Raw genomic sequence first — 21,478 nt, 5'->3', positions numbered from 1 at the left:
CCAGCGGCTACGCCGGTAATCTGTAGCCGCTGCCGAGGCACGAGGCTGCGATCGACTGCGCAGCAGTCGCTCGGTGGGGTGGGAGCAGCCTCGCCCCGCGATACATCACGAAAGTCTGGCCATCTCTTCGGCGACGATGGCCACGGTGCTGATGATCTGTTCCTCGGTGTGTTCGCAAGACACGAAGAACCGCACCCGCGCCGCCTTCTCCGGCACTGCCGGGTAGAGGATCGGCTGCGCATTGATGCCGCGCTCGAACAACGCACTCGACAACCGCCCTGCCTTGAACGAGCTGCCGGTAATCACCGGGATTACCGCAAGCCCGGTGCTGGTGGCGGTATCCAGGCCGGCCGCTTTGGCCAGGCGCAGGAACAGTTCGCCACGGGCCTGTACGGTCTGCACACGCCCCTGATCACCCACCATGCACTTGAGCGCCGCCAGCGCCGAAGCGGTCACCGAAGGCGGTATGCCCACGCTGTACAAAAACCCCGGCGCCAGGAACTTGAGGTGCTCCACCAGCGCCGTGTTGCCAGCAATGTAACCGCCACAGCTGGCCAGGGTCTTGCTCAAGGTTCCCATCCAGATATCGACGTCATCACCCGCCAGGCCGAAATGCTCGCGAATGCCTTTGCCGGTCGCGCCCATCACCCCCAGTGAGTGCGCCTCGTCGACCATGAGGAAGACTTTGTGCTTGCGTTTGAGCTCGACGAAACGCGGCAGGTCCGGGTAGTCACCATCCATGCTGTAGATGCCTTCGACCACCACCAGCACCCGCTCGAAGTGCTGGCGCTGTTCGAGCAGAATCCGGTCCAGTGCCTGCCAGTCGTTATGGGCGAAGCTCAAGCGCCGCGCCCCCGACAACTGGATGCCCTGCAGCACGCTGTTGTGGATCAGTTCGTCATGCAGCACCAGGTCACGCGGGCCGAACAGGTAGCCAATGGTGGTGACGTTGGTGGCGTGGCCACTGACAAACACCACGGCATCGTCGACCTCATAGAGGTTCGCCAGCTCACGCTCCAGTTCGCGGTGCAACGGGCGGTCACCCGACACTGGCCGACTGGCCGACACCGAGGTGCCATAGCGATCAATCGCGGCCTTGGCCGCTTCGGCCACTACCGGGTGACCTGAATAGCCAAGGTAGTTGTAACTGGCAAAGTTGATGTACTCGCGGCTGCCGATGCAGGTTTCTGCACCCGCCGTACCTTCGTGCATACGAAAGAACGGATTGGCCAGACCCAGACGGGCAGCGCTCTGCTGCATCACCCGCAACTGCTGATAGCCGGGGTGCTGGTCGAAGCGGTAGAACGCCTCGGGCACTTTGAGCGCCGCCTGTTGTGCCTGCTCCAGGGTCGCGCCGCCGGCCGTATCGCCCGCCTCGCTGCGACGGCGTTCCAGTGCTTGCTGGATCAGCCGCTGCTTGATACCAGCGCCAAGGCCGGTGGGCGTTTTTGCAGTCATCGGACTATCACTCAATCAAACATCACTCAATCAAACGGTTAGGGACTGCAGTGTTATCGGCAAGCTCGGCGTTAAGTTCAGCGATTTGCTCACGGCTCAGCTCGCTGCCGTGGCGGGCCAGTACGTTCTCGGCAACGGCGGCAGGTGCCGACGCTTCGTTGGCCCCGCCATCACCGCGCAGCAACTCCAGAATGCGCACGCTGAGTTTGTCGATGCTGGAGCTTTCGCTGAGCTCCATGACCGGCAAGCGAATGCCGAAACGCTCTTCCAGCGCGACGACCAACTCGACACTCATCAGCGAGTCCAGCCCCAACTCTTGCAGCGGGCGCTGGGTGTCCAGGCGCGCGGCCGGCAACCGGAGGATTTCGCAGACTTCGTGCTTGAGCAGCTCGACAAAGCGCTCCAACACTTGTTCATCGTCAAGCTCGGCAAGCATGCGCTGAATGTCTTCGGCGTCGTTGTCGTCGTCCTGTTCGCCGCCGTGGGCACGGACCAGCTCAACGAAGCGCGGTGTCGCCGCACTGGGCAGGAAGCGCGACAAGGCCTTCCATTCCAGCTCGAGCACACCGACACCATCGTCACCCTTGAGCAGCATCTGCTCCAGGTGCGCCAGCGCCACCTCGGCCCGCAGGGCTGCACCGCCCATACGGCTTTGCAGGGCATCCTTGATCTGCGCGTTGCGGGCCAGGAAGCCGACGTCGTCGATGGCGCCCCAGAGCACGGCGGTAGCTGCCAGCCCCAGGCTGCGGCGATGGCGGGCCAGGGCTTCGAGCCAATGGTTGGCCGCCACGTAGTTGGCCTGCCCGGGGTTGCCGAACAGGGTGGTGGCCGACGAGAACATCACGAAGAAGTCCAATGCCAGCTCACGGGTCAGTTCGTGCAGGTATTGCGCACCCTTGGCCTTGGGTTCCAGCACACGCTGCAACTGCTCGGCATCGAGGTTGCGAATAAGACTGTCATCGATCACCGTGGCCGCATGTACCAGGCCGCGCAATGGATAAGCGCTGGCATTGATGCGTTCGAATACAGCGCGCAGCTGCTGCGCGTCGGTGATATCGCAGGCCAGGGCCTGCACATCGATACCCTGGGCCTGCCATGCCGCCAGGGCTGGTTGCGCCTCGACGCTGGCCGGGCCACGGCGGCCGAGCAACACCAGGTGGCGCGCACCTTTATCCACCAGCCACTGCGCCGTGCGCAGGCCGAAACCGCCCAGGCCGCCAGTGACCAGGTAGGTGGCATCAGCACTGAGCTGCAGGTGCTGAACCGGCTGTTGGCGGGTTTCCACCAGTTGTTCGATCGGGTTGCCATAGGTGACCACGATCTTGCCGATCTGTCGGGCCTGCTGCATGTAGCGGAAGGCCTCGACCACCTGGTTGGCATCGAACTCGCGGAACGGTAACGGGTGGAGGATGCCCTGCTCGAAGAGCGCCATCATCTGCGCGAACAGGCGTCGGGTCAGGTCCGGGCGCTCGCTCATCAGTTGGTCGGCATCGATACCAAAGTAACTGATGTTGTTGCGGAACGGACGCAGGCCGATGCGGGTGTTCTGGTAGAAGTCACGCTTGCCCAGTTCCAGGAACCGGCCAAACGGCTTGAGCACCCGCAGGTTGCGGTTGATCGCTTCGCCCGCCAGGGAGTTGAGCACCACGTCGACGCCTCGCCCGCCGGTCATCGCCAGCACTTCGTCGGCATAGGCCAGGGAGCGTGAATCGAACACCTTGTCGACACCGAGCAGGCGCAGGAAATCGCGCTTTTCGTCGCTGCCGGCGGTGGCGTAGATCTCCGCGCCGCACCACTTGGCGATCTGGATCGCAGCGATGCCCACGCCACCGGCGGCGCCATGGATCAGCACCTTCTCGCCTGGCTCCAGGCGCGCCAGGTAATGCAGGGCGTAGTACACGGTGAAAAACGTACTTGGAATGGTCGCCGCCGCCTCGAACGACATGCCATCCGGAATGCGCGCCACGGCGTTGGCGTTGGTCACCAGGCGGTTGGCAAAGCTGCACGGTCCGAAGCCCACCACACGGTCGCCCGGGGCGAAATCGCCAAGTACATCGGCGCCTTTGCCCTGCACCACGCCAGAGAACTCAAAGCCCAGAGTCGGCCCGGAGAAGCCGTTTTCGATGGCTTCATCCGACAGCAAGCCAAGGGCGAACATCACGTCGCGGAAGTTCAGGCCGGTGGCCCGCACGGCAATGTCCAGCTCGTCCGGGGCAGGCAGGCGCGGCTCGCGCACTTCCCAGCGCAGGTTGCGCAACTGGCCGGGCAGGTCGAAGCCCAAGCTGATGCGCTTGTCGGTATCACCTACTACCTGGGCCTGATCGTGCAACACGCGCAAACGCGGTACGTAGCGTTGGCCATCGGCAGTGATCGCAAGCTCGGTCTCGCTATCGGCGTGCAACAGCGCTGGCAGCAGGCTGTCGATCGGTGCACTGAAGGCCAGGTCGAGCAGGCGGACCTTGCAACTGGCCGACTCGTTCGCCAAGGTGCGGCCGAAGCCCCAGAACGCAGCATCGGCGATGGCATCGACGTTCCCGGCGTTCTCACCAGCGTACAGGTGAGTGGCAGCGCCGCGGGTCAACAGCCAGCATTGCGGCGCCATGCCAAGCGACTCGCACGCCTGGACCAGAGCAGCCGCCTGCATGCAGCGCAGGCCCTGGCCATCAAGGCCATGGTCGGTATCGAACCCGACCAGGTGCAGGAGCTGCTCCGGTGCCTGGTCCAATGCAGCGAGCTGCTGTGCCAGCGCCTGCGCATCGCCTGGCAGCAGCAGGCTGACCTGCTGGCCTTGCTCGCGCAGGGCCTGGGCCAATTGCGCAGCGGCGCCCTGCCCGGCTTCGGCCAGCACGGCCCAGCGTTGCATCGCAACGTCGGATGCGGGTGCGCATTTGCTGTCGGCATTTTCGGCCAGCAACAGGTAACTGCCACAGGCAGTGCCTGGCAAGGCTTCCAGGGTGTGGGTCAGGGTCAGGCCGTGGCGCTGCAGTTCATGCAGCCAGAACGATGGCCGCTGCTGCCGCGACAACGCCTGTTGCGGGCCCGCCAGCCACCAGTCGGCCTGGGCACCGAAGACGAAGTCGGCCCAGCGCGCCGGGTGCTGCGCCAGCAAGGCCAGTTGGCCGTGCGGACTGAGCCGGCTCGCGGCCTGGCGCAAGGCTTCACCGATGCTGTCCAGCGCCGCCAGGTCAGTGGGCGCCAGTACCCAGTCGAACGCACGGGCATCGGCCAGTTGATCAAAGCCGATGATATCCAGCGCCGGGCAATCGTCGCGCAGCATCTGCGCCAGCTCCGGCTCCTGAACGCAGTAGCTGTAGTCGACGCGATCAAAGTCGATACCCGCGTACAGCGACTCGATAAAGGACTGGCCACCAAAGCCGAGCTCCAGTACGCGCAAGCGCTGACCCGCCGGCAAAGTGGCCAATCGTTGGGCGAGGGTCTCACGCACCCCGGCAAGCAGGCGTTGCTGGCCCGCTGCACCCAGTACCAGGCGTACCAGGTTGGCCCCGCTGGTTTCTCGCGGCAGCAGTTGTTCAAGGGCCTGGGTACCCTCCAGCAGGGTCGGCAAGTGGCGGCCGATACGGCCGACCGAATGAATGATCTGGAAGTGTTCCGGGTAGCTCCTGAACAGCTCCTGCCAGATGTCCTCGGAGGCAGGACGCTCGCCCGCCTCGACCATCTGCCAGTTGCCGTCGGCATCACGGCTCAGGCTGCCATCGTCATGGCCATGGCGCAGCAAGGTGGCCAGGTAGTCACCGGGCACGCCTTCGTGCTGCGACCACAGGGCAACCTGCTCGGCGCTCAACTGGCCGCCGGCCTGCTCGATCAGGTCGAGGACAAAGCTGGAACACAGGGCGTCGAGCAACGGCTCGACTTCATTGAGGTAACGCGCCTGCACGGCTTCGTCACCCAGCCCTTGCAGGTGGCCCACCAGCGGCGTGCCGGCCTGGGCCTCACGCAACACCGGAACGACCTGGCCCGGTGCAACAACCCCGACGTGGGCCATGCGCTTGATGTCGCCAGAGCGGTCTCGCTGCAGGCGCACGCCACGGAAGCGCGCATCCTTGATAAACAGCACGGCTTCGCCGGCCGCATCGAACAGGGTGAAATCCACCAGCAACGAATGCTCGGTGCGTTTGAGCTGCACGACCTCGGCCAGGCACGGCACACCGCCGGCCTTGGCAAAGGCGATACGACCGAACTTGACCGGAATGAACGCCAGGCCCTTGTTGCTGCCCGGTTGGCTGACCAGCAGTTCGGTGATCAACTGGAAAGCGCCGTCGAGCAAGGCCGGGTGCAGGTGCAGCGAGGCCAGTTCAGCGGCGATGGCATCAGGCACGCTCAGTTGCGCCAGCACGCGCGCAGGCTCTACCCACACGGCAGATACCGCCTGGTAGGCCGGGCCGTAGTTCAGGCCAACCGCGCAGGTCAGCGCCAGGTGCTGCTCGCCGGTGAAGTCCGCCGGGCGCTGCGGCAGTGCCGGTGCACGACCACCGAGCAGCACGCCACGGGCTTCACCCGGCAGGCGCGCCACCACGTGCTGCACCCACTCTTCACGCTGGGCCAACGTGCGCGAGGTAACGCGCAAGGTGCCGTCTGCCTCTTCAACGTTGACGCGGATTTTCTTGCTGCCTTCGCTGCCGAGCAGCAACGGGTTATGAATTTCCAGTTCTTCGATATCGACGAACTCGCCCGGCTGGTGCAGCAAGGCCACCGCCAATGCCAGCTCGGTGAAACCGGCGCCGGGGAACAGCACCGACTCACCGACCTTGTGATCGCCCAAGGTGGGGAACAGTTGTGTATCGAGACGGTTTTCCCACGTCAGCGCGCGGTCGGCCAATGGATAGCCCAGCAGCGGGTGTACACGCTCGCGCTGCAGTACGCCGAAGGACTCGGCGCTGACCGGCAGCTGGAAGTGGTCTCGCTGCCAGGTGTAGTTCGGCAGGCGCAGGTTGTTGCCGGCCACCGGGAAGTGCGGCTGCCAGTCCGGCTCGGCGCCAGCAATCAGCAGCTTGGCCACGCAACGTTCCAGCAACGCCGGGCTGTTGTCCTTGCGCAGCAAGGTGCCGATCACTTGGCCAGCGAGCTCGCGCGCATTCAGGGCGTCGGTGACATAACCGCGCAGGATCGGGTGCGGACCGACTTCGACGTAGAGGTTGAAGCCCTGCCCCGCCAAGGCGTCCATCGCGCCCTGGAACAACACCGGGAAGCGGATGTTCTGCCACCAGTAGCGGCTGTCCAGGCGCTGGCCGTCCAGCTCGCCGCCAACGACGGTCGAGTAGAACGGGATATCGCCGCTGCGCGGCTGAATGTGTGCAAGGTCAGCAATGACCTGCTGTTCGATCGGGTTCATCGCCGGGGAATGGAAGGCATAGTCCAGGCCCAGGCGGCGGGCGAACACCTGACGCTCGGTGAGCACCTCTTCAAGCGCGGTCAACGCCTCGACACCACCAGCGACCGTGGCGCCACGGGCACTGTTTTCGCCGGCGACTACCAACTGGCTGTCCAGACCCAGCTCACCCAGCACGGCGGCGGTGGCTTCGCCCGACAGGCCCACGGCGGTCATCTGGCCGCTGCCACGGGTCAGGCCCTGCAGGCGGCTGCGGTGGAAAATGACCTGTGTGGCGTCTTCCAGGCTCAATGCACCGCAGGCCCAGGCAGCGGCCACTTCACCCACGCTGTGGCCAATCACTGCCGCCGGATGGAAGCCCTGGGCTGCCAACACACGGGTGACCGCCACTTGCAAGGCGAACAGCGCCGGCTGGGCGATTTCAGTGCGTACGTAGCGGTCTTCACCGTTTTCACCGAGCAGCTCGGCGCGCAGCGAATAGCCCGCCAGCGGTTGGAAAATGGCATCGACTTCAGCCACGGCAGCCTCGAACAGCGGGTTGCCGAGCATCGCGCTGCCCATGCCCTGCCACTGTGAACCGTTGCCGGAGTAGACGAAGACCGGCCCCTGGACCTTGTCCAGCGCCTGGCCGGCCTCGAGCACCGAGCTCAGCTCGCTGAGACTCGGATCGTCGGCATAGTCCGCCAGCGCCTGGGCGGCCTCGGCCGGATCGGCGCTGATCAGCAGCAAGCGATGCGAGTGGGCGTCACGACGGAACATGGCCTGGTAGGCCACGTCGTAGTAATTGGCCTCGGGGTGCGCGGCCAGGTAGTCGGCAAAGCGTTCGGCGGTGGCACGCAAGCCGTTGGTATCCTTGGCGCTGAGCATCAATGGCAGGCGGCGCGCCTGGGTCGGTGCGGCAGACGCCGGAAGCGGCTCAGGGCTTTGCAGAATGACGTGCGCGTTGGCGCCGCCGAAACCGAAGGAGTTGACCCCGACGGTCAACTGGCCCTCTGGCTTGAGTGCGTGGGTCTGGGTCACGACCTTGAGGTTAAGGTCGGCAAACGCAATATTCGGGTTGAGCTCCTCGACACCGATGGTGGCCGGCACTTTGCGTTCGATCAGGCAATTGAGCGCCTTCATCAGGCCGGCAACACCGGAGGCTGCTTCCAGGTGGCCCAGGTTGCTCTTGACCGAGCCGATCGGCAACGGATTGCCGGCGCCACGGACCTGGCCCAGGGCTTCACCGATGGCGCGGGTCTCGACCGGGTCACCCACCGCAGTACCCGTGCCATGCGCTTCCAGGTAATCAAGCTGCGAAGGATCGATACCGGCCTTGGCGTAAGCGTGCTTGAGAAGCGCGGCCTGGGCATCGGCATTGGGCAGGGTCAGGCTCGACTTGCGGCCATCGGTGTTCACCGCACTGGCGGCGACCACGGCCAGGATCGGGTTGCCGTCGGCCACGGCCTGGTCGTAGTCCTTGAGCAGGAACAAACCACCGCCCTCGGAGCGCGCATACCCATCACCGCTCTCGTCGAAGGAGTGGCAACGCCCGGTGCGCGACAGCATCGAGGCCTTGGCGAAGATCATGAAACCGAACGGGTGCATGTGCAGGCTGATGCCGCCAGTCACAGCCTGATCGATATCACCACTGAGAATGGCCTGGCAGGCCTGGTGAAAGGCCACGAGCGAAGACGAACAGGCCGTATCGATAGCCATGCTCGGGCCGCGCAGGTCGTAGAAGAACGACAGGCGATTGGCCGCGATGCTCATGGTATTGCCAGTGGCGGTGGCGGCGTCGATCGAGGCCATGTCTTCCACCAGGCGATACGCCTGCTCCACCGCGGCGATGCCCAGGTACACACCACAATTGCTGCCACGCAGGCTGGACGGCTTGACGCCGGCGTTCTCGAAAGTTTCCCAGCACATTTCCAGCAACATGCGTTGCTGCGGGTCCATCACCGCCGCTTCGCGTGGCGAGATATTGAAGAAGCCCGCATCGAATGCACTGACGTCGCCCAGGGTGCCGGCTGCGAAGGTATAACTGGTAGCCGGGTTGGCTTTGTCCGGGTGCAGGAACTCGGCATGGTCCCAGCGCGAGGCGTCGACCTGGGTAACCAGGTCCCGCCCGGCCATCAAGTTCTGCCAGAAGCTGCTCGTGGTAGAGCCGGGAAAACGGAAAGAACAACCAACAATTGCTACCTGTCTACGCTTTGTCAAAACCCATTCCTTTAAAACTCTTCCGGGCACCATCCCATCCATCGGACAGCCGGCGTGCCAGGCCATATTCTTTTGGCAAGTCGTTAAACGTCACCTGCGGATCATTGTTATCTGGAGCTTGCCTTGCTGCGCACAGAGAGGGTGCAAGGCTAATGGCCTACACGCATCACGTAGGAAATCTTCAGAAATATTGTAGGAATGATACGCGGTATGACCGGCCAGGGAAAACCCAAAGCGGCGGGTGGCGGCACGAATGTTCGAAGTGGTTCACGTGAGTGAGAATTGGTCGCAAGGCCGGGCTGATATTTGGCCTCGTTTTCAACCCGCCGCTTAAAGGCGTGGATCATAACGGCACAAAAAGAGGTTTTTGTGACAGCCCTGCCCCCCCAACGCTCATTTTCCTCCCGAGCGCCTCCGGCACTACTGATTGTTGGCGGCCAACGAACTTGCGACTACTGACAGGCGAATCCCACGCGCTCTTGGTAGAATGCCGGCTTACCGCGACAGATCCCGAGCACCAATGCCAGCCACTACTGCGTCAACTTCTGTAAATCCACGTTCTGAGCCCTCGCGCCGCTTCAGCGTTGCGCCGATGATGGATTGGACTGATAGGCACTGCAGATTCTTTCTGCGCCTACTCTCCAGCAACGCCCTGCTCTATACCGAGATGGTCACCACCGGCGCCCTGTTGCACGGCGATACCGAGCGCTTTTTGCGCCATGACGAAGCCGAACACCCCCTGGCCTTGCAACTGGGCGGCAGTGTGCCGGCGGATCTGGCGGCCTGCGCCAAGCTGGCCCAGGATGCCGGGTACGATGAGGTGAACCTCAATGTCGGCTGCCCTAGCGATCGGGTGCAGAACAACATGATCGGCGCCTGCCTGATGGGGCACCCGGCTTTGGTAGGCGATTGCGTCAAGGCGATGCAAGATGCGGTGCAGATTCCGGTAACGGTAAAACATCGTATCGGGATCAACGGGCGCGACAGTTATGCCGAGCTGTGTGATTTCGTTGGCCAGGTGCGTGATGCCGGCTGCCGCAGTTTTACCGTGCATGCACGCATTGCGATTCTTGAAGGGCTGTCGCCAAAAGAGAACCGCGAGATTCCACCGCTGCGTTATGACGTAGCTGCACAACTGAAGGCCGACTTCCCTGATCTGGAGATCGTGCTCAACGGCGGTATCAAGACCCTGGCCGAGTGCCGGGAGCATCTGCAGACGTTCGACGGGGTGATGCTTGGCCGCGAGGCCTACCACAATCCGTATGTGCTGGCCGAGGTTGACCAACAGTTGTTCGGCAGCCAGGCGCCGGTGATCAGCCGCAGTGAGGCACTGTCCAAGCTGCGCCCCTATATCGCCGCGCACTTGGCATCGGGCGGCGCCATGCACCATGTGACCCGGCACATCCTTGGCCTTGGCCAGGGCTTCCCGGGGGCGCGCAAGTTCCGTCAGTTGCTGTCGGTGGATATCCACAAGACCAACGACCCTCTGGCACTGCTCGATCAGGCCGGCGAGCTGTTGCAGGGGCGCTGACTCCGGAACCTGTGCCCACTTGCGGACTCGAAGTCTTATCCTTTGCCCCGGCGTACCTGCCAGCCCTTGAGCGGCTGGCAACGCTCGGGTAATGTCGATCCACCGCACAGGACAGAGCACGCCCATGACCTCCAAGCTGGAACAACTCAAGCAGTTCACCACTGTAGTTGCTGACACGGGTGATATTGATGCCATCAGCCGTCTGAAACCGGTCGACGCCACCACCAACCCTTCGCTGCTGCTCAAGGCCGCAGCGATGCCCGGCTATGCAGATCTGCTCAAGCAGTCGGTCGAACACGGCAAGGGCGATGTCGGCCTTGCCTGTGACACCTTTGCCGTGGCCATTGGCGCCGGCATTCTCAAGGTGATTCCGGGGCGTATCTCTACCGAAGTCGATGCCCGGCTGTCTTTCGATGAACCTGCCTTGCTGGCCAAGGCCCGCCAGTTAATCGAGCTGTACGACAAGGCCGGTATTGGCCGCGACCGCGTGCTGATCAAGCTGGCTTCGACCTGGGAAGGTATTCGGGCCGCCGAGAAGCTGGAGAAGGAAGGCATCCAGACCAACCTCACGCTGTTGTTCTCGTTTGCCCAGGCACAAGCCTGTGCCGACGCCGGGGTGTTCCTGATTTCGCCGTTCGTGGGCCGTATCTACGACTGGTACAAGAAGTCCACCGGCAAGGAGTATGTTGGCGCCGAAGACCCGGGCGTGCAGTCGGTGACGCGAATCTACGACTACTACAAGACCAACGGTTACAACACCGTGGTCATGGGCGCGAGCTTCCGCAACATTGGCCAGATCGAGCAACTGGCTGGCTGCGACCGACTGACCATCAGCCCCGAACTGCTGCAACAGCTCAGTGACGACCAGGGCGACCTGCCGCGCACCCTCAAGCCGGGCAACAAGGGCGAGCCACGCCAGCACCTGAGCGAGGCGCAGTTCCGCTGGGCATCCAACGAAGACGCCATGGCCACCGAGAAGCTGGCCGAGGGGATTCGTCAGTTTGCACGGGACCAGGAAAAACTTGAGGCTTTGCTGGCTGCAAAAGCCTGATACAAATCGGGTTTGCCACTGAGGCGAGGAATGCGGAGCATTCTTTCCTTTTCGCGGGTCAAGCCCGCTCCTACCGGCTGTAGGAGCGGGCTTGACCCGCGATGCTTTTGACTTTGCTTTCAGAGATCTGATGCCTGAACTTTCTGCACTACCCGCCGTACTGGCCGGCCCCCTGTTGCGCCGCCTCGAATCACAACGGATGGTGTTCTGGCTGGTCGCCTCGCAGCCCCTGCAGCCAGCGCTGGCGTTGAATGTTACAGGCATTACCCCCAGCATCGACTGCCAGGTCATGCCTATCGGTCGCCAGGCCTTCGTACACCTGATCGACATTCACCTCGACAATCCGTTGCCCTGCGATGAGCAGATCGACTATGACCTGATCCTGCAAACCGATGCCGGCCCCCAAGGCATCGCCCAATGGGCCCCGCACTTGCTCTACGACGGCGCCCGGCAGCCGAGCTTCGTCCTTCGTTCACGCCTTGAACATCTGCTCCACGGTTCCTGTCGCAAGCCGCACCACCCTGCCGCCGACGGCTTGCTGTGTGCAGACCGCCTGCTGATGGAATGCACCAACCCCACGGCGCGCCCGGCCCTGCTGATGATGAGTGGCGACCAGGTGTATGCCGATGACGTCGCCGGGCCCATGCTGCGCGCCATTCATGCATTGATCGAGCGACTGGAGCTGTTTGACGAGCAACTGGAGGGCGCCGTGGTCGATGACAGCCAGGCGCTCTACCGGCACGCCGCCAGCTATTACCACCGCGCTGACCTGCTGCCTGCACTGGAAAGCAACGAAACCCTGCGCGAGCGCTTTTTTGGTGGCGCACGCAAGCCGATCTTCACCAGCAGCAATGCCGACAATCACCTGGTGACTTTTGCCGAGGTCATGGCCATGTACCTGCTGGTGTGGTCGCCGGTACCGTGGACGCTGGTCGACGTGCAGATGCCGGCCGGGCTCACCGAGCAGCGTCAGGAGCGCTTCGAGCAGGAGCAGCAGTTGATCCTGGGCTTCGTCAGCGGCCTGGGCGGGGTCGCCCGGGTGCTGGCACACCTGCCAAGCCTGATGATTTTCGACGACCACGACATTACCGATGACTGGAACCTGTCGGCGCAATGGGAGGAGACCGCCTACGGTCATCCGTTTTCCAAACGCATCATCGGCAATGCACTGCTCGCCTATTTGCTGTGCCAAGGCTGGGGCAACGACCCCGACGCCTGCCGACACCTGATACTCAAATGCCAGGCATTGAGCCAGAGCGCTTTGGCCGACCAGCCCCTGGATGCTCCATTGCAAGATGCCCTGATCGAGGACGTGCTGCGCTTCCAGGGCTGGCAGTTTGTACTGCCAAGCAATCCGCCACTGCTGGTGCTCGATACCCGAACTCGCCGCTGGCGTAGCGAAAGCAACTTCAAGAAGCCGTCCGGCCTGCTCGACTGGGAGGCCTTGAGTGAACTGCAGCAAGCCTTGCTCGACCACCCCTCGGCCATCATCGTGTCGCCCGCCCCCATCTTCGGCGTCAAGCTGATCGAGACGGTGCAGCGGGCGTTCAGCTGGCTAGGCTATCCCCTGCTGGTCGATGCGGAGAACTGGATGGCCCACCGCGGCGCTGCCCAGGTGATTCTGAACATCTTCCGACATTCGCGCACACCGGGGCATTACGTGGTGCTGTCGGGCGATGTGCATTACTCGTTTGTCTATGAAGTACTGATCCGCCACCGCCAGCGCAGCCCGCACTTGTGGCAGATCACCAGCAGCGGCATCAAGAACGAGTTTCCGCGGCGCCTGCTGGATATATTCGACCGCCTGAACCGCTGGCTGTATTCACCCCGCTCTCCCCTCAACTGGCTGACCAAGCGTCGCCAGATGGAAGTCATTCCACGTACGCCCGCGCACAGCAAGGCCGGCGAGCGGCTATGGAACAGCGCAGGCCTGGGCCAGGTGTTTTTCAATGAACAAGGGCAGCCGCAGCGGATATTCCAGCTCAACGCCAATGGCGCAGCAAAAACCGAGTTCCCGCCAAGGGCAACGGACTAGCCGGGAAAGGCAGGCGCCATGAGGCGCCTGTTGTACGGGTCAGGTCCGCTCGAGGGCGTTGACCAGGTCATGAAAGGCTTCACGATTGGAGTCGTTCAGGCCCATGAGGATCTTGTGGGCCTCAAGCACCTTGGAGCGCACGATATCTTCGCTCTGGTCCTGGGAAGGCAGGTCGGTCAGGCACTCCGGGCACGGGATCGGCCGATCGACGATGTTGAACACCTGATCGAAGCCCATCGACTGCAGCAACCGCGAGATGTCCGGGTTGGTGGTCACCACGGTAGGCAGCAGCCCGACCTTCTGCCGCGACAGGATCGAGAGTTTGGCCAGCAAACCCAGGGTGGTGCTGTCGATGCTTTCGGTTTCTGTCAGATCGATGACGATCGCCGAGAAATTCAGCGCCGTGAAGATCTTTTCAATCGTCGCATCCAGCGCCGAACACAAGGTCAGGCGCACTTCACCGACGAACTTCAGCACAAAGGTGCCGCTCTGCTCGGCGAACTGGATTCTACCCGTACTCATTGAAGGTTCCTGCTCAACACCAATAGGGCGATATCATCCGGCATCTCCCCAAGCGTAGCCAATCCGAATCGTTGGCGCAGCCCATCCAGGCTGCCTCCTGCGGCCTTGATGATTTCAGGCAGGGCCGCTTCTTTATCTTTGAGTGTTTCCCCAGGCAAAAGGTCCAGAATGCCATCAGAGAGCAGTGTCAGGCTGAACTGCGGTGGCAACTCCAGGACGTGATCCTGGTAAGTTGCCTCTTCGAACAATCCGACCGGCAAACCGCGGCCTTCCAGATAACGGCTCTGGCCCGGGGTATAGAGCACGGGCAGCGGCAAGTGGCCGCCAATGCTGTAGGTCATGATGCCAGTGTCTTCGTCGATTACACCACCGACCATCGTTACGTGCTTGCCCAACTTGCAGTTGATCAGGCCGCGGTTGATATGCCCGAGGACTTCCGACGGCTTGAAGTCACGCAGGGCCGCGCTGCGCTTGAATTCGAACAACAGCCGGGTCGTCATGAACTTCAACAGCACCGTCACGAATGCCGACGACGCCCCGTGCCCGGAAACGTCTGCCAGGTAGAAAGCGATGCGGCGCTCATCGACCCGAAAATAGTCGGCAAAGTCACCCGACAGGTACAGCGACGGAATAATCTGGTGCTCGAACGACAGTTCGTCGGCGACCCAGGGGCTTTCCGGCAGCATGTTCATCTGCACCTGGCGCCCGGCCGTCTGGTCTTCTTGCAGTAAATGCAAGCTGGCTTCCAGTTCGCGGTTGGCGGTCTCGAGTTTTTCCCGGTAACGCTGGTTTTCCAGCACCAGGTGAGCTCGATCCAGCGCACGGCGTACCGAATGCTCCAGTACCGCAAGGTCTTCCAGGGGCTTGATCAGGTAATCGGCGGCGCCCAGGCGCAACGCCTCGACCGCGTCGTTCATGACCCCGGCGCCAGAGACCACGATCACCGGCAACTCGGGGGCACGCTCGGTCACCTGGCGAATCAGCTCCAGACCGCCCATTTGCGGCATGCGCAGATCGCAGATCACAAGATCGGGCTGGTGCTGTTCGAAGACCTGGAGGCCCTGCTGGCCATTACTCGCTTGCAGGACACTGAAACCACTGTCTTCAAGGTAGGCGGCGAGACTCGCACGTACGACGTCGTCGTCATCGATTATCAGCAGCGTTGCACTGGTTTTCTGCATGTGGGCAAACGGCGCCAGAATTAGGTTGGCGTAGGCGCGCTCGACAAGGCTTGAGCACGCATACTGGATTCGCTTCTAGCCACTCTTCTATGAGTTGTAGGACAAGACAGGCTGTCCGGCAACTAGCAGAGGTGCCCTGTAAGGCGCAGACGGTACTCCCATCCGCCGGGCGTTTCAAGGGTACGCCGATGCCCGCCGCTGCTCTTTACAGGCTAAAGAGCCGGGAGTTATAAAAACCCTTCGAACCGCAACGCAATGGAAGGATGCAGGTATGACCTCAACGCCTACGGACTACAGCGAGAAACGCGACTTCATACGAATGCAGGTAGATGCGGGCGTGAGCCTCATCCATGCGGGACAGGTCGTTGCAGCCATCTGCCTGGACCTTTCCAGCAGCGGCATGCAGATTCAGTCGCCTCGTCAGTTCAAGGTGGGCGACAACCTCGAGGTGCATATCGACTCCGAGCATCCTGCGCTCACGGGCCTTCAGGCCAGCACCGAAGTGGTGTGGATCGCCGACCAGCCCCGGGGCCAACAAAAGCTCGGCCTGCGCATTATCAGACTGATCTGAATCCGCATGCACAAAAAAGGCGACCCTGGGGTCGCCTTTTTTTCAAGCTCGCACGCCTTAAAAGTCGTCGACGACTTCGCCATCTTTGACTTTGAACTCGCGATTCTGCAGGTAAGCGTTGCGGATGAACACGTACTTGTCGCCGCTGATCATCTTTTCTGCCGACAGCAGGCTGGCGCGGGTGTCGACTACATCCACGGCGAGTGCCGTGTTGCGGGTCGGTACGTGGTCGATATAGCGGTAGGGTTCGGTGTAGGTGTCCGGGTACTTCGCAACGGCGTCACGCACGGTGCTTGGGCCAAGCAGTGGCAGCATCACGTACGGGCCGCTGCCCACGCCCCAGTAGCCCAGCGTCTGGCCGAAGTCTTCATCGTTGCGCTGCAGACCCATCTTGGTACCGACGTCGAAGAAGCCGGCCAGGCCGAAGGTGGTGTTGACGATCAGGCGTGCCGTGTCGACACCGGCAGCATGCGGCTTGAGCTGCAGGACGTTGTTGGCAAGGTTGGTCACGTCCCCCAGGTTGCGGAACATATTGTGGATGCCGTCTTCAAGGAACTGCGGGGTAACTGCCTGGTAACCTTTGGCCAGCGGCTTGAGCGCATAGGTGTCGACCGTGTCGTTGAACCTGAAGATCGGGCGGTTGATGCTCTCCCAGGGATCTTCCTCGGTGGCCGCCTGGGCCGCGCCGACCGACGCCAGCAGCAGGCTTGCACAGACACAGGCCCGCGCCATCCGATCGATCACATCAGTACCGATCCTACGCATAGAGTTACTCCTCGACAGTCACAGCACCAAGCGTCAAGCACCTGGCGTTTAAAAGGAAACAAGTATAAAGGGTCTTTCAGTGATAACCAGCCTGACACAAAGGAGGTCATGAAATTGTGAACATCTGTTTCTTGGCAATGTAACCAGAGCGTAACAACCCCCGCGTAGCCTGCAGGGTATTTCAGGGACGTTTCCATGCCAGACTCCCCCGCCTTCACCGCTTTGCTGTTTGGTCTGCGCGACTGCCTCGTCGACGTGAGCAAGCCTTCGAACTTCCCGCAACCCACCCCCGGCGCCCTGCACACCCTCGACTGGCTGAAACAGCAGCGGGTGCCCTGCGCCTGGCTGGACGAATTGAGCGACGCCGACGCCGAGCACATCGCCAGCTCACTGCCTGACTGGATCAAGGCCCAGCACCACACGCCTGCGCCATGGCCGGCACCGGATGCGTGCTGGCAGGCACTGATGAAGCTCAAGACCCGCACGCTGGATGGCTGCGTGCTGGTCAGTGGCGAGCCGCGCTTGCTGCAATCGGGGCTCAATGCCGGCCTGTGGACCATCGGCATTGCCACCTGCAGCTCGCTCTGTGGCGTCGACAACCAGCAGTGGCAGGCACTCAGCCCCCAGGAGCAGGAACGCAAGCGTGGCAAGGCCACCCTGCAACTGTTTGCACTGGGCGTGCATTCGGTAATCGACCACCTCGAATCGCTCGGCGACTGCCTGGCCGATATTGCCCAGCGTCGGCTCAAAGGCGAAAAGCCCTGACGCAGGGCCCTTGATCCGGGTCATGCAAAGCGCTCGCCGGTGGATTACTCTGTAGGACAAGGCATGGACCTTTCGCCCGTCGGCGGGGTCCATGAATGTGCCTATCCATAGAGGGAGATCACCCATGCCTGCCCGCGAACTGCAAGAGCAACTCAACGCCCTGCGCGAGCAACTGGAGCAAAACCCGCCGCTCTCGGAAGAGGAGCGCGTCCACCTGCATGAGTTGATGCAGCAGATCGAGGCCAAGATCGAATTGGAAGCCGTTACCCCGGACAACAACCTGGTCGATGGCGTCAACCTGGCCGTGGAGCGCTTTGAAGTCGATCACCCCGGCCTGACCGCCACCTTGCGCAATATCGTTCAGAGCCTGCAAAGCATGGGTATCTGAACCCCCGTCAGCAATAAAAAGCCCCGTCATTGGACGGGGCTTTTTCGTTACTGGCGAACCAGGCGCAGGTTCGGCAGCGTCACCGCCTCAGTGCTGCGGTAGGGGTTGATGTCCAAGCCGCCGCGGCGCACATAACGGGCGTATACGGTCAGGAACTCGGGGTTGAGCAAACGCTTGAGGTCCAGGTAGATACGCTCGACACACTGCTCATGGAAGTCTGCGTGCTGGCGGAAGCTGATCAGATAGGTCAGCAGGCTGGCATGATCCAGCGCCGCACCGCGGTAATGCACGGTAACACTGCCCCAGTCCGGCTGGCCGGTGACCGGGCAGTTGGATTTGAGCAAGTGGCTGTGCAAGGTTTCTTCGACAATACGATTGCTGTCGCTGCGCAGCAGTTCAGGTTGAGGCTGTTCGTAGTTGCTGATGCTGACATCCAGGTCATCGATACACACACCTGGCAAGGCAACCACGCCCTGCCCTTCGACTTCGGCCAGGCTGCGGATTTGCACCTTGACCGGCTTGCCGGCAGCAGCGGACAGGTCCTTTTCAAGGCAGGCCTGCAGCGCATCGTACGACTCGAATGCTGTTTGGTTCAGCGAGTTCAGGTACAGCTTGAATGACTTGGATTCGATGATGTTCGGCGAATCGGCGGGAATGGCGAACTCGCCGATTGCCACCACCGGCTTGCCCGAAGGCAGCAGCCAGGACAGCTCGAAACAGTTCCAGAAATCCACACCCTGCCAAGGCAAGGTCTGGGCAGTGACACCCAGTTCGGCCCATTTCGCGGCGCGAGGGATCGGGAACAGCAGCGAGGGTGTGTAAGTGGCGATGTATTCGCTGGATTTACCCAGCGGGGAATGTTCGGCGGCGGGATGCATGGCTCAAACCTGAAGGACGAAAATGCCCCTAGTTTATAGAGTTTGTGCCATGCATTGGGATCGGGCTGTTATTGGCCGATGGTCAGCCTGCCGACCATGCCTGCCTGGTAGTGTCCCGGCACGTTGCAGGCAAACTCGATGGGGGTGGACTCGCTGAAGGTCCAGGTCAGCTCGCCACGCTTGCCAGGCTCGACCATCACGGTGTTGGGGTCGTCATGCTTCATGCGTTGACCCTGCTGCATGTTGCCGTGGCCCATGGCGGCGTGGTCCATCTGACCTTGCATGGCGATCATTTCTTTCTGGTGCTTGGCATGCATGACCGCATCGCCCAGGCTGAACTCATGTATTACCGCGCCCTTGTTGACCAGCACGAAGCGCACCGTTTCGCCGGCCTTGACCTGCAGGCTGCGCGGTTCGTAATACATGTCGCCCATGACGACTTCCACGGTGCGGTCGGCTTTGGCAGCGGGTGCTGGCGCACCAAAGGCAAAGGAATGCGCCGGTGACGCCAGTGCTGGAAGGCTGAACAGCGCCAAGGCACCGGCAAAAATAACGTGTTTCATCAAAGGCTCACTCCAGGGTTGCGACGAATCAGGCTTCACTGTAGAAAACCGGCGCTGGCAGCTACCTGACAAAAAGATTACAACTTTGTCAGCTTGGCCATCCACAGCGCCCGGCGCGGTATAACCACCCGGCAACCCACGTCCAAGAGCCACCTGATGAAACTGCTGATCGTCGAAGACCAGACCAAAACCGGCCAGTACCTTTGCCAGGGCCTCAGTGAAGCAGGCTTTGCTACCGAACTTGCCGCCGACGGCAACACCGGCCAGCACCTGGCCCTGACGGGCGACTACGATCTGCTGATCCTCGATGTGATGCTGCCCGGCCGCGATGGCTGGCAGATCCTGCAGGCCGTACGCGCCGCCGGCCTGGAGATTCCGGTGCTGTTTCTCACCGCTCGCGATGCCGTGGAAGACCGCGTACACGGCCTGGAGCTGGGCGCTGACGACTATCTGGTCAAACCCTTTGCGTTCTCCGAGCTGTTGGCACGGGTACGCAGCCTGCTGCGCCGCGGCAGCAACCCGACCCAGGAAACCAGCTTGGGCCTGGGCGACCTGCGCCTGGATCTGATTCGCCGCAGGGTGGAACGTGCCGGTCAACGCATCGACCTGACCGCCAAGGAATTCGCCCTGCTCGAACTGCTGTTGCGACGCCAGGGCGAAGTGCTGCCAAAGTCACTGATCGCCTCGCAGGTCTGGGACATGAACTTTGACAGCGACACCAACGTCATCGAAGTGGCCATCCGCCGCTTGCGCCTGAAAATCGACGACAACCACGAACACAAGCTGATCCATACTGTGCGCGGCATGGGCTATGTACTTGAAGAGCGGGCGGCCTGATGCGTCGATTGTCCCTGGGCAGTCGCCTGGCGCTGCTGTTCGCTGCGTGTACGGCAGCGGTGTCACTCACCGCTGGCGTGCTGTTCAGTCGCGCCAGTGAAATCCATTTCATCGAGCTCGACCAGCAACTGCTGAACAGCCGGCTGTCGGTGCTGCGCCAGATGCTCGATGGTGTTCACGATGCCGCCAGCCTTGCCCCGCGCCTGGGCGACCTGCAATCGGAGCTGAGCCATCAGGCGGACCTGGCGGTGCGTATTCGCGGCACGGATGGCCAGGTCCTGTTCGACAGCCAGGCAGGCCTGCCGGACTCACCCCGGATGCCGGGCCTGAGCACCCTGCACAGCACCAGCAGCGATTACCGAAGCTTGTGCGTTAACCTCGACAGCGGCGATCCAGCGTCCGCCCAACTCACGCTGTTTCTGGACATCACTCACCACCAGCACTTTCTTCAGCGCATGCAGCAGTTGATCTGGCTGACGGTCGGTCTCTCGGCCCTGGCCACGGCACTGCTCGGCGCCTGGGCGGCGCGCAGTGGCTTGCGTCCGCTGCGGCAAATGGGCGAAGTGGCCTCCAAGGTATCGGCGCGCTCGCTGACCACCCGGCTGCCCGAGGGGCAGATGCCGCTCGAACTGGAGGAGCTGGCGCAAACCGTCAACGCCATGCTCGAACGCCTGGACAACGCCTTCCAGCGTCTGTCGGCGTTCTCCGCCGACATTGCCCATGAACTGCGCACCCCGCTGTCCAACCTGTTGACCCACACCCAGGTCACCCTCACCCGCCCCCGCGACCTGGACGAGTACCGTGAAGCCCTGCACAGCAACCTTGAGGAGCTGCAGTGGATGGCACAGCTGGTCAACGACATGCTCTACCTGGCCAAGGCCGACCATGGCTTGTTGATGCCCAGCCGCCAACGGCTGGACCTGGCAGCGGAAGCAGACGCACTCATCGAGTACTACGCGCCCCTGGCCGAAGATGCTGGCGTGACACTGACCCGGGTGGGTAGAGCGAGCCTTGAAGGCGACCAGAATATGCTGCGCCGGGCCCTGTCGAATCTGCTGGACAATGCCTTGCGCTTCACGCCCGCTACCGGTGAGATCCGCGTCAGCATCGAGGTGGAAAGCAAGCAAGTGCGCCTGCTGGTGGCCAACACTGGCGAGCCGATTGACCCGGCACTGTTGCCGCGCTTGTTTGACCGGTTTTATCGGGCCGATCCGGCGCGACGGGAAGGCAGCAGCGAGCATGCGGGACTGGGGCTGGCGATTACCCGATCGATCGTGCAGGCCCATGGTGGAGCGATTCGGGGGGAATCAAACGGTGGGTGGACGCGGTTTGTGATTGAATTGCCAATGGCCGGGTAGGAGCGAGCTTGCCCCGCGATGCGACCAAA

At 62.3% G+C, this 21,478-nt stretch carries 15 protein-coding genes; 8 read left to right on the top strand and 7 right to left on the bottom strand.

Translation table 11 applies throughout. The annotated features are described in order from the left end of the window. Positions 1-105 precede the first annotated feature (105 nt). Both H621_RS0124755 and H621_RS0124750 read right to left on the bottom strand, forming a co-directional pair. The gene (locus H621_RS0124755; RefSeq protein WP_028945955.1) at positions 106-1,458 is read right to left on the bottom strand and encodes an aminotransferase class I/II-fold pyridoxal phosphate-dependent enzyme; all 1,353 of its coding nucleotides are present in this window, start codon (positions 1,456-1,458) and stop codon (positions 106-108) included. Positions 1,459-1,480: 22 nt separating this feature from the next. Next, positions 1,481-9,004: a type I polyketide synthase gene (locus H621_RS0124750; RefSeq protein ID WP_028945954.1), complete on the bottom strand. Its 7,524-nt coding sequence runs from the start codon at positions 9,002-9,004 to the stop codon at positions 1,481-1,483. A gap of 520 nt (positions 9,005-9,524) precedes the next feature. On the opposite strand from H621_RS0124750, the gene dusA reads away from it, so the two are divergent. The 3 genes from dusA (at position 9,525) to H621_RS0124735 (ending at position 13,621) form a co-directional block, all read left to right on the top strand. After that, on the top strand, positions 9,525-10,535 hold the full coding sequence (gene dusA / locus H621_RS0124745; RefSeq protein WP_028945953.1) for a tRNA dihydrouridine(20/20a) synthase DusA: 1,011 nt from the start codon (positions 9,525-9,527) through the stop codon (positions 10,533-10,535). A 124-nt stretch (positions 10,536-10,659) separates the two neighbouring features. Then, positions 10,660-11,586: a transaldolase gene (gene tal / locus H621_RS0124740; protein WP_028945952.1), complete on the top strand. Its 927-nt coding sequence runs from the start codon at positions 10,660-10,662 to the stop codon at positions 11,584-11,586. A gap of 130 nt (positions 11,587-11,716) precedes the next feature. Then, positions 11,717-13,621 (top strand): alkaline phosphatase D family protein, encoded by a 1,905-nt coding sequence (locus H621_RS0124735; protein WP_028945951.1) that lies wholly within the window; start codon positions 11,717-11,719, stop codon positions 13,619-13,621. Between the two features lie 39 nt (positions 13,622-13,660). Here H621_RS0124735 and rssC read toward each other — a convergent pair whose 3' ends face one another. After that, positions 13,661-14,143 carry an anti-sigma factor antagonist RssC gene (gene rssC / locus H621_RS0124730; protein ID WP_028945950.1) on the bottom strand — a complete coding sequence of 161 codons (483 nt, stop codon included), beginning with the start codon at positions 14,141-14,143 and terminating at the stop codon, positions 13,661-13,663. After that, a complete protein-coding gene (rssB, locus tag H621_RS0124725; RefSeq protein WP_028945949.1) occupies positions 14,140-15,324 on the bottom strand; it encodes a two-component system response regulator RssB in 1,185 nt (394 codons plus the stop codon). The genes rssC and rssB overlap by 4 nt, the downstream gene beginning before the upstream one ends. A gap of 271 nt (positions 15,325-15,595) precedes the next feature. On the opposite strand from rssB, the gene H621_RS0124720 reads away from it, so the two are divergent. Then, the gene (locus H621_RS0124720) at positions 15,596-15,895 is read left to right on the top strand and encodes a PilZ domain-containing protein (RefSeq protein WP_028945948.1); all 300 of its coding nucleotides are present in this window, start codon (positions 15,596-15,598) and stop codon (positions 15,893-15,895) included. 57 nt (positions 15,896-15,952) lie between these two features. Here H621_RS0124720 and H621_RS0124715 read toward each other — a convergent pair whose 3' ends face one another. Then, the gene (locus tag H621_RS0124715) at positions 15,953-16,627 is read right to left on the bottom strand and encodes an MlaA family lipoprotein (RefSeq protein WP_371919754.1); all 675 of its coding nucleotides are present in this window, start codon (positions 16,625-16,627) and stop codon (positions 15,953-15,955) included. 228 nt (positions 16,628-16,855) lie between these two features. On the opposite strand from H621_RS0124715, the gene pcrP reads away from it, so the two are divergent. Together pcrP and H621_RS0124705 are read left to right on the top strand one after the other, a co-directional pair. Beyond that, positions 16,856-17,425 carry an HAD superfamily inactivated hydrolase PcrP gene (gene pcrP / locus H621_RS0124710; RefSeq protein WP_028945946.1) on the top strand — a complete coding sequence of 190 codons (570 nt, stop codon included), beginning with the start codon at positions 16,856-16,858 and terminating at the stop codon, positions 17,423-17,425. Between the two features lie 124 nt (positions 17,426-17,549). After that, complete coding sequence (locus tag H621_RS0124705; protein ID WP_028945945.1) at positions 17,550-17,813, top strand: DUF4404 family protein; 264 nt, start codon at positions 17,550-17,552, stop codon at positions 17,811-17,813. A 47-nt stretch (positions 17,814-17,860) separates the two neighbouring features. Here H621_RS0124705 and queF read toward each other — a convergent pair whose 3' ends face one another. Beyond that, positions 17,861-18,691, bottom strand: coding sequence for an NADPH-dependent 7-cyano-7-deazaguanine reductase QueF (gene queF, locus H621_RS0124700; RefSeq protein WP_028945944.1), 831 nt, complete (start codon positions 18,689-18,691; stop codon positions 17,861-17,863). 68 nt (positions 18,692-18,759) lie between these two features. Further along, positions 18,760-19,254: a cupredoxin domain-containing protein gene (locus H621_RS0124695; RefSeq protein WP_028945943.1), complete on the bottom strand. Its 495-nt coding sequence runs from the start codon at positions 19,252-19,254 to the stop codon at positions 18,760-18,762. A 156-nt stretch (positions 19,255-19,410) separates the two neighbouring features. Between H621_RS0124695 and H621_RS0124690 the strand changes: the two genes are divergently transcribed. Continuing rightward, positions 19,411-20,091, top strand: coding sequence for a heavy metal response regulator transcription factor (locus tag H621_RS0124690; RefSeq protein WP_028945942.1), 681 nt, complete (start codon positions 19,411-19,413; stop codon positions 20,089-20,091). After that, positions 20,088-21,449: a heavy metal sensor histidine kinase gene (locus H621_RS0124685; protein WP_028945941.1), complete on the top strand. Its 1,362-nt coding sequence runs from the start codon at positions 20,088-20,090 to the stop codon at positions 21,447-21,449. The genes H621_RS0124690 and H621_RS0124685 overlap by 4 nt, the downstream gene beginning before the upstream one ends. Positions 21,450-21,478 lie beyond the last annotated feature (29 nt).

Origin of the sequence: Pseudomonas vranovensis DSM 16006, from assembly GCF_000425805.1 — a bacterium.
In the GTDB taxonomy this organism is placed as follows: Bacteria; Pseudomonadota; Gammaproteobacteria; order Pseudomonadales; family Pseudomonadaceae; genus Aquipseudomonas; species Aquipseudomonas vranovensis.
Note: the sequence above shows the minus strand (reverse complement) of the source record. Positions and strands in the feature narration are given on the sequence as shown.